Origin of the sequence: Streptomyces sp. NPDC005195 (assembly GCF_040608315.1) — a bacterium.
GTDB lineage: Bacteria > Actinomycetota > Actinomycetes > Streptomycetales > Streptomycetaceae > Streptomyces > Streptomyces kaempferi.
This window is the reverse complement of sequence record NZ_JBEXHZ010000330.1, coordinates 1-1449: the sequence shown is the minus strand read 5'-3', so window position 1 is coordinate 1449 and position 1449 is coordinate 1. Positions and strand designations below refer to the sequence as shown.

The window sequence follows — 1449 nt, the reverse complement described above, 5'->3', positions numbered from 1 at the left end:
GGGCGCTGTCGGGGCGGGTGTGGCGGGGGCTGAGGGGGACGTAGTCGAGGTCGCACTCGGGGGCAGGGCGGTGCAGGTTGAGGGTGGCGGGCACGGTGCCGCTGTCCAGGGCGAGCGCGGCGACGGCCGCGTTGAGTGCTCCGGCGCCGCCGACCAGGTGCCCGGTCTGTGGTTTGACGCTGCTGATCTGGGCGGACTTGGCGGCGGTGCCGAGCGCGTCGTGCAGGGCGACGGTCTCGCTGGCGTCGCCCTGCAGGGTGGCGCAGCCGTGGGCGGCGATGTAGCCGCCGTCGGGGAAGGGCCGTTCGGCGTCGCGCAGGGCGCGGGTGATCGCGCGGGCCAGGCCGCGGGCGCGGGGCTGGGGGCTGGGCGGGCGGACGCAGTCGTTGCCGGCGCCGAATCCGGTGACCTCGGCGTAGCAGTGGGCGCCGCGGGCCAGGGCGTGTGCGCGTTCCTCCAGGACGAGCAGGGCGGCGCCCTCGCCGAACACGGATCCTGAGCGGTCGCGGTCGAAGGGGCGGAAGGCCTCTGGGCCGAGGTCGGTGCGGGTGCTCAGGACGCCGAGGCCGTCCATCTTGGACATCGCCCACCAGCCGGTGGCGTCGTCGTAGCCGCCGGCGAGGACGATGTCGGCCTCGCCGCGGCGGACGGTGCGCATGGCCCGGCCGATCGCCATCGCGCCGGAGTCGGCGGTGCCGGCGAAGTAGGCGTTGGCGCCGCGGATGCCGTACTTCTCGGAGATGTGGAAGGCGGCGGCGGGCTGCAGTCCCTCCACGAAGAAGAGGGGGGCGACGACCGAGGAGGCGGTGCGGCCGAGGCGGTGCAGGTCGGGGGTGCCGTCGTCGGCGCGGACGGCCTGGAGCTGGGCGATGAGTTCGTCCATGCGGGGCATTTCCTTGTTGCTGCCGAGGAAGAGCCCGGTGCGCCCGCCCAGGTCGCTCTCGCCGTCCAGGCCCGCGTCGCGCAGGGCGAGGGTGGCGCCGGCCAGGGCGAGTTGGTCGCCGCGGCACAACATGCGCAGGGTGCGCCGGCTCGCCCACCGGGTGGGGTCGAAACCGTGGATCTCGGCGCCGATGCCGGTGCGCAGCGGGGCCGGGTCGTAGGCGCGCAGCGGGCCGACGCCGCAGCGGCCCTCCAGCAGGCTGTCCCAGGTCTCGGCGGCGCTCTGGCCGATCGCGGTCATCAGGCCGATGCCGGTGACCATCACGCGGCGGCGCTGCTCGCTCATGCTGTGCCCTCCCGGGTCGTGGTGGCGCCGACCAGGGTCAGGGCGCGGACGGTGGCGACCACCCGGCCCTCGACCCGGGCGGTGGCCCGGCATGCGGTGCGCTGCGGGCTGTGTTCGCTCACCTCGACGGTGAGGTGGACCTGGTCGCCGGGGCCGACGAAGTGCTTGAAGCGGACCCCGCGCACGCCGGCCAGGTGCCAGGCGCCGGGGCCGGCGGCGGC

General features: G+C 75.8%; 1 protein-coding gene and 1 pseudogene. Both read right to left on the bottom strand.

The window, feature by feature from the left end; translation table 11 throughout:
* Window positions 1-1228: beta-ketoacyl-[acyl-carrier-protein] synthase family protein (locus tag ABZV34_RS39425; protein ID WP_356288099.1), on the bottom strand; the 1228-nt coding region annotated here is incomplete at its 3' end.
* Window positions 1225-1449, bottom strand: a pseudogene (locus ABZV34_RS39420) (hypothetical protein); the annotation flags it as partial. The pseudogene ABZV34_RS39420 and the gene ABZV34_RS39425, both read right to left, overlap by 4 nt.